The 5,971-nt window shown below is 74.2% G+C and carries 7 protein-coding genes and 1 pseudogene; 5 read left to right on the top strand and 3 right to left on the bottom strand.

All coding sequences use genetic code 11. From position 1 onward, the window contains the following. Positions 1–329: LysR family transcriptional regulator (locus DVA66_RS16095; RefSeq protein ID WP_198671844.1), on the bottom strand; the 329-nt coding region annotated here is incomplete at its 3' end. A 73-nt stretch (positions 330–402) separates the two neighbouring features. On the opposite strand from DVA66_RS16095, the gene DVA66_RS16090 reads away from it, so the two are divergent. Together DVA66_RS16090 and DVA66_RS16085 are read left to right on the top strand one after the other, a co-directional pair. Continuing rightward, positions 403–2,505, top strand: a complete 2,103-nt coding sequence (locus DVA66_RS16090) for a transglycosylase domain-containing protein (protein WP_157974061.1) — start codon at positions 403–405, stop codon at positions 2,503–2,505. A gap of 260 nt (positions 2,506–2,765) precedes the next feature. Continuing rightward, the gene (locus DVA66_RS16085; RefSeq protein WP_198671843.1) at positions 2,766–2,906 is read left to right on the top strand and encodes a hypothetical protein; all 141 of its coding nucleotides are present in this window, start codon (positions 2,766–2,768) and stop codon (positions 2,904–2,906) included. Between the two features lie 64 nt (positions 2,907–2,970). Here DVA66_RS16085 and DVA66_RS16080 read toward each other — a convergent pair whose 3' ends face one another. Both DVA66_RS16080 and DVA66_RS21015 read right to left on the bottom strand, forming a co-directional pair. Next, positions 2,971–3,576 carry a hypothetical protein gene (locus DVA66_RS16080; RefSeq protein WP_157974060.1) on the bottom strand — a complete coding sequence of 202 codons (606 nt, stop codon included), beginning with the start codon at positions 3,574–3,576 and terminating at the stop codon, positions 2,971–2,973. 104 nt (positions 3,577–3,680) lie between these two features. Further along, a complete protein-coding gene (locus tag DVA66_RS21015) occupies positions 3,681–4,370 on the bottom strand; it encodes a hypothetical protein (RefSeq protein ID WP_157974059.1) in 690 nt (229 codons plus the stop codon). Between the two features lie 127 nt (positions 4,371–4,497). Between DVA66_RS21015 and DVA66_RS21010 the strand changes: the two genes are divergently transcribed. The 3 genes and pseudogenes from DVA66_RS21010 to DVA66_RS16065 form a co-directional block, all read left to right on the top strand. Next, entirely contained in the window at positions 4,498–5,247 is a 750-nt protein-coding gene (locus tag DVA66_RS21010; protein WP_157974058.1) for a metallophosphoesterase, read from the top strand. A 33-nt stretch (positions 5,248–5,280) separates the two neighbouring features. Continuing rightward, positions 5,281–5,439 carry a DLW-39 family protein gene (locus DVA66_RS21365; protein WP_198671842.1) on the top strand — a complete coding sequence of 53 codons (159 nt, stop codon included), beginning with the start codon at positions 5,281–5,283 and terminating at the stop codon, positions 5,437–5,439. Between the two features lie 35 nt (positions 5,440–5,474). Next, positions 5,475–5,971 (top strand): annotated as a pseudogene (locus DVA66_RS16065) (molybdopterin-dependent oxidoreductase); the annotation flags it as partial.

The raw sequence follows: 5,971 nt of genomic DNA, 5'->3' as shown, positions 1-5,971 counted from the left end.
CGCGCCAGCTCGGCCGTGCCCAGCTCGGCCGGCAGCGCGATCCGCAGCGGCGCGCCGCGGCGCAGCTCGGCCTGCTCGCGCAGCGCGTCGGTCGCCTCGACCACCCGGCGGACGGCCGGCAGCACCGCCCGGCCGTAGCGGGTGAGGGCGACGCTGCGGGTGGAGCGCTGCAGCAGCTGCCCGCCGAGCGTCCGCTCCAGGGTCGCCACCCGTCGGCTGACCACCGGCTGGGAGACCTGGAGGCTGGCGGCGCCCACGGTGAAGCTGCCGCGGTCGACCACGGCCAGGAACGCCTCGCAGGCGGGCAGCAGATCGACCGGACGGCTCACGCATGTCATCTTGACATGGATCAGCGCTTTCCATGCTTTGTCCGCAAGAGAGACGCCACGGATGCTGGGCGCCATGACGAGGACGAGACGGGCCGTCGGGATGGTCTGGGCCGGGGTGGTGTTCGTGGTGCTGAGCGCGGTGACCGGGCTGCTCGCGGCGGGTCTGGTGGTGCCGGCCGCCGCCCTGGCCGGGGTCGGGGGACGGGCCGCGGCCACCGGCGTCGACCTGCTGCCGGCCGACCTCGAGACGCCGCCGCAGCCGGAGCGCTCGCGGGTGCTGATGGCCGACGGGTCGGTGCTGGCCGACTTCTACGACCAGGACCGGGTCTACGTCGAGCTGGACGACATCGCCCCGGTGATGCAGCAGGCCCAGGTCGCCATCGAGGACCACCGCTTCTACGAGCACGGTGCGCTCGACCTGACCGGGACGCTGCGGGCCCTGCTGCAGAACACCGCCGGCGGAGAGGCCACCCAGGGCGGGTCGAGCATCACCCAGCAGTACGTGAAGATGGTGCAGGTCGAGAAGGCCCGCGTCGCCGGTGACGAGGAGGGCATCCGGGCGGCCCAGGAGCGGTCCTACGCGCGGAAGATCCAGGAGATGCGCTACGCGATCGGCCTGGAGAAGCGGCTGAGCAAGGACGAGATCCTCGAGCGCTACCTCAACCTCGCCTACTACGGCGACGGTGCCTACGGGGTGAACCAGGCGGCCTGGCACTACTTCGGCACCACCGCCGCCGACCTCGACCTGGCCGAGGCCGCGATGCTGGCCGGCCTGGTGCAGAACCCCACGGCGACCGACCCGGTGCGCTTCCCCGAGCGCGCGGTCGAGCGGCGCGGCGTCGTGCTCGACCGGATGGCCGACCTCGGCCTGGTCAGCCGGCAGGCCGCCGACGAGGCCCGCCAGCAGCCGTGGGACCCCGACCAGGTGCGTCCCCAGCGCAACGGCTGCGTCGAGTCGGAGTTCCCCTTCCTCTGCGACTACGTCCGGCGCACCCTGGTCGCCGACGCGTCCTGGGGCGGCACGGTGGCCGAGCGGGAGGCGGTGCTGCAGCGCGGGGGGCTGACCATCCGCACCCGGATCGACCCCGGCACCCAGCGGGTGGCCGAGGAGGCCATCGCCGACCTGGTCAGCCCCACCGACCCGGTGATCTCGACGATGACCCTGGTCGAGCCCGGCACCGGGCTGATCCGCGCGATGGCCCAGTCGCGCCCGGAGATGGGCGACGGGCGCGGCGAGACCTACTACAACTACGCGGTGCCGGCCCGCCTGGGCGGCGCGGAGGGCTTCCAGGCCGGCTCGACGTTCAAGACCTTCGTCGCCGCGGCCGCGCTCGAGCAGGGCATCTCGGTCAGCCGGCGCTACGACGCCCCGGCCCGCCGTGACTTCAGCGGCACCCGGTTCCGCTCCTGCGACGGCCCCGTGACCGTCCCCGACGGCTACCGTCCGAAGAACTCCACCCGCTCCGGCGACGACATGACCCTGCGCACCGCCACCGCCTGGTCGGTCAACACCTACTACCTGCAGCTGGGTCGCGACACCGGCATGTGCCACGTCACCGACATGCTCGAGCGGACCGGGGTGGAGCTCTCCGACGGCACCCCGTGGGCCGAGCAGTCCTCGATCTTCTCCCTGCCGCTGGGCCCGGTCGACATCACCCCGCTGTCGCTGACCGAGGCCTACGCCACCTTCGCCGCCGACGGCGTGCACTGCGAGCCGGTGGTGGTCGCCTCGGTGACCGACCGGGAGGGCCGGCAGCTGCCGGTGCCGGAGGCCGGGTGCGAGCGGGTGGTCGGCAAGGAGGTCGCCCGCGGCGTCAACCAGCTGCTGCGGGGCGTGATGGACGCGACCGGACGTCCCGCCGACCCCGGCGACGGGCACCCGCTGGCGGGCAAGACCGGCGCCACGGACGACAGCAACGCCACCTGGTTCTGCGGCTACAGCCCCGAGGTCGCCGGCTGCGCCTCGATCGCGGTCGACAAGACCCACCCGTACTGGGACGACCACCGCCGCTCGCTGACCGGGCTGTCGCTCGAGGGCGGCCGGGTGCTCACCGGCGACGGCGGCGGGGATGCCGGCCGCCACCTCTGGCGGCCGGTGATGGGCGAGGCGCTGGAGGACGAGCCGCGCACCCGCTTCACCCCGCCCTCCTCGCGACGGCTGGGCGGCGGGCGCTGACGCAGACCGTCCAGCTCCCGGGCTGACGCCGTGATCCGCCTCGTCTGGGGCGCCGAGGACGTCCACCGCGCGCGGGTTCCCGGCGACGTCGCCGCTCGTTGCAGCGCCTTGAGCGGGCTGCTGGACGCTGTCGTCGTCGGCGGGGTGGACGGGAGGGGCTCGTCCGCGCCGGCAGGACGGGCAGGTGGAGGATGAGCAGGTCCACGACGAGTGGGCGGGGCACGCCCGGCCTTGCGGCAGCTGGGGCACGGGCGCCTGCGGTGGAGCAGGACGCCCACCTGAGGCTGGGTCTGCACGCCCTGGGGATCGGCACCGGCGCCGAACGGGCCACCATCGACGCGGTGGCCGTGGCCGCCGAGCGGTCGGGGTCCGCCACCCTGTGCATCAGCATCGTCTGGTGAGGGCCGCCAGCGGGCGGCGAGGTGATGGCGTCGACCCACGAGGGAGTCGCCGGTCGTCGGTCCGTCATCGACGGACGATGGCGAACGGGTCCGCGTCGTCGTCGCCGGGCCAGGCATCCCCGTCGTGCAGGATGACGGTCTCCGTGCTGGCCTCGGGGTCCAGCCCCGGGCAGCGGTCCAGAGCGTCGGAGCCGTCGGCGTGGATGATCTCCAGCACAGCGACGGCCACATCCGCGACGAAGAGTCGGGCGTCCTCGTCGGTGTCCTCCGACCAGCTGCGCCGGTAGCCGGCACGGCCGGCCTCGAGGACGGCATCGGCGTCGACCAGCCGGTAGTCGGACCGGCTGACCACCGTGAGCACCTGTCCGGTGGGATCCGCGTCCCGGTCGTCGACGTCCTCCTCGCCCGGGTCGCCCTCGCCGGGCGTGTACAGGGGTAGCGGGAACGAGCCGCACCAGTCGAACTCGGCCTCCTGGAAGGCCGCCGCGGCGGTCTCCAGCCGGTTGACCGAGGCGAAGTAGTCCGGCAGCTCGCGCTGTCGCCCGCTCCGCTCGCGTGTCAGCTCGACGTGGGAGCGCAGGGACGCGATCAGCGTCTCCGCCGCCGCCACGTACCTCGTCCGCGCCGCAGCCGTCCACTGCGTGCTGAGATCGTCCTCCTCCTCGCCCACGGGTGCACCCTAGGGGCTACGCCACCCGCGCGGGAGGGAACTGGTCGCTCGGCGTCAGGAGGAGACGGCGAGCGGGCAGCCCGGGGCGCGGCACGATGTCGAGGTCAACCGGGCTCGGTCGGAGGAGCCTCTGGCGGGTCGAGCCAGGGGAAGCCGGCCGGGTCGGCCGCCGCCCGCGCGGCGACGACCGCGTCGTCGTGGCTGCCGACGCGGTCGCGGAGGGGGAAGTCCTCCGGCCCGACGGGGACCCGGGCCAGCGGTCGCACCGGCTGGTGGCTGACCCACTGCGCCGACCGCACCGGCTCGACGCCGGGGACGTCGAGGACCTGGCGCCGGAACCCCGCCGTCGGCAGCAGGTACACCCAGCCGGTCGTCCAGGGCTCGTCCACACGGCGTCGGTCGAGGGAGAAGACGTAGCCCCGCTGCGGCGGGTCGCCCCACTCCACGCACGAGTTCAGGTGCCTGCCGCGGTAGCGGCTGCGGTCCAGCACGGCGAAGTAGAGCGCCCAGATGCCGTCGCTGGACGCGTACACCCCCCGCTGGGCGCCGAACGCGAGGACGTCGTCGGCCGCCCTCGGCTCCAGCTCGGTGATCGAACCCGTGGTGGAGCCGTGCAGCAGCACCCGTCCGCGGTCACCGAGGGAGCAGAGCAGCTGCCACACCGGGTACGGGGAGCTGGGCAGCTCGGTCGTCCGGGGGTCGGCGGCCGCGGCGAGCAGCGTGTCGGCGTCCGCGTCGACCTCGGCGCCGTCCACGCTCGGCGGACGCGGCAGCATCCAGTCCGGTGTCGTCATCGAGGCACCTCCGTCGTGTCCCGGCCAGGGTCCCACGCCGGACGCCGACAGCGCCCCCGGCTCGGCGTTAGGGTGGTGCGGTCGGGCAACGGCGCCCGGGGTGGGCGGGCACACTGAGGAGTGCCCTGTGCAGATCGCGATCCTCGGCGACGTCCACGGCTGCGTCCGCCACGCAGCCACCGTCGTCGGAGCGCTCGGTGTGGACGTCGCCATCCAGGTCGGTGACCTCGGCGCGTACCCGAGCATCGACGCCCTCCCCGACGGCGACCGGGCCTTCGTCGACGCCTACCCCGAGCAGCGGGACGTCTTCGCCCTCGTCGACGGTGAGCTGCAGGTGGACGCCGGCGCGCCCACCTACTTCGTGTCGGGCAACCACGACAGCCGCGACTGGCTGTGCTCGTTGCACACCATCGGCCCGGTGGCTCCGATCGACCCTGGTGGAGCCTTCTGGCACGTGCAGTGCGGGACGACCATGGAAGTCGGCGGCCGACGATTCGGATTCCTCGGCGGGATCGAGGAACCCGCGGCCGGGCACGACCTCGACCTCGCGGCAGCGGCTCGGCTCGATCGCGTCGACGTCCTCATCACCCACGACGGGCCCTACGGCCTCGCGACCTGGGAGGGCCGCACCCAGGGCTCGCCGAAGCTCACCCGGGTCATCGACGACCTGCAGCCGCTGCTGCACCTGCACGGTCACTACCACCACCGCAACGGACCCCGCCGCTACGGACGCACCACCTCCTACGGGCTCGCGCAGCTGATCCCGCCCGGACGACGCGGCCGCACCCGGACGGTCGCCGAGGGCAGCGTCGGGATCGTGGACACCGCCTCCCTGACGTTCGACTACGTCGCTCCGGAGCGGATCGGTGCTGTCTGACCGGGGCCGGTGGCCAGACGTAGGCTCGGCGCCATGAAGGCTCCGCTGCTGATCCTGCTGTCCGCGCTGGTGGCCGTCGTCACCACCGTGCTCGTGCGCCAGAACCGGCGCGCCGCCGCCGAGGCAGAGCTGTGGGCCGAGGCCACCGACCCGCTGCCGCGGACGTCCCCGCCGGCCGATCGCGGCCGCTGAGCCATCCGCCCAGCGACCCGGCACGAACTCCGTCCATGAGCACCGACACCGAGCCGACCACCCGGGTCACCAGGAGCGCCGGGGCGCTGGTCGGCCTCGTCGCCGCCGGCGTCGCCCTGGCGCTGGGACACCTGGTCAGCGGGCTCACCGGGCCCGGCGCCTCGCCGGCCGTGGTGGTCGGCTCCCAGCTGGTCGACCTCGCCCCCACCCCGGTGAAGGACGTGGTGGTGCGGGCCGTGGGCACCGCCGACAAGCCGCTGCTGATCGCGGCGGTGGTGGTCGTCACGCTCGGTCTCGGCGCCCTGCTCGGCACCGCCTGGGGACGCCGCCCGGGGCTCACCCAGCTGGGCATCGTCGCCATCGGGCTGGTCGGGGTGCTGCTCTCGGTGCTCCGCACCGACCTCGGGCCGCTCGCTGTCCTGCCGTCGGGGGTGGCGATCCTGGCCGGTCTGTTCGCCGTCCAGCTGCTGGGCCGGGCCGCCGCGGGGACCGGGGTGGACGCCGCCGGCTCGCGTCGGCGGTTCCTGGCTGC

This window comes from Desertihabitans aurantiacus (assembly GCF_003344635.1).
Classification (GTDB): Bacteria; Actinomycetota; Actinomycetes; order Propionibacteriales; family Propionibacteriaceae; genus Desertihabitans; species Desertihabitans aurantiacus.
This window is presented reverse-complemented; position numbering and strand designations above follow the sequence as displayed.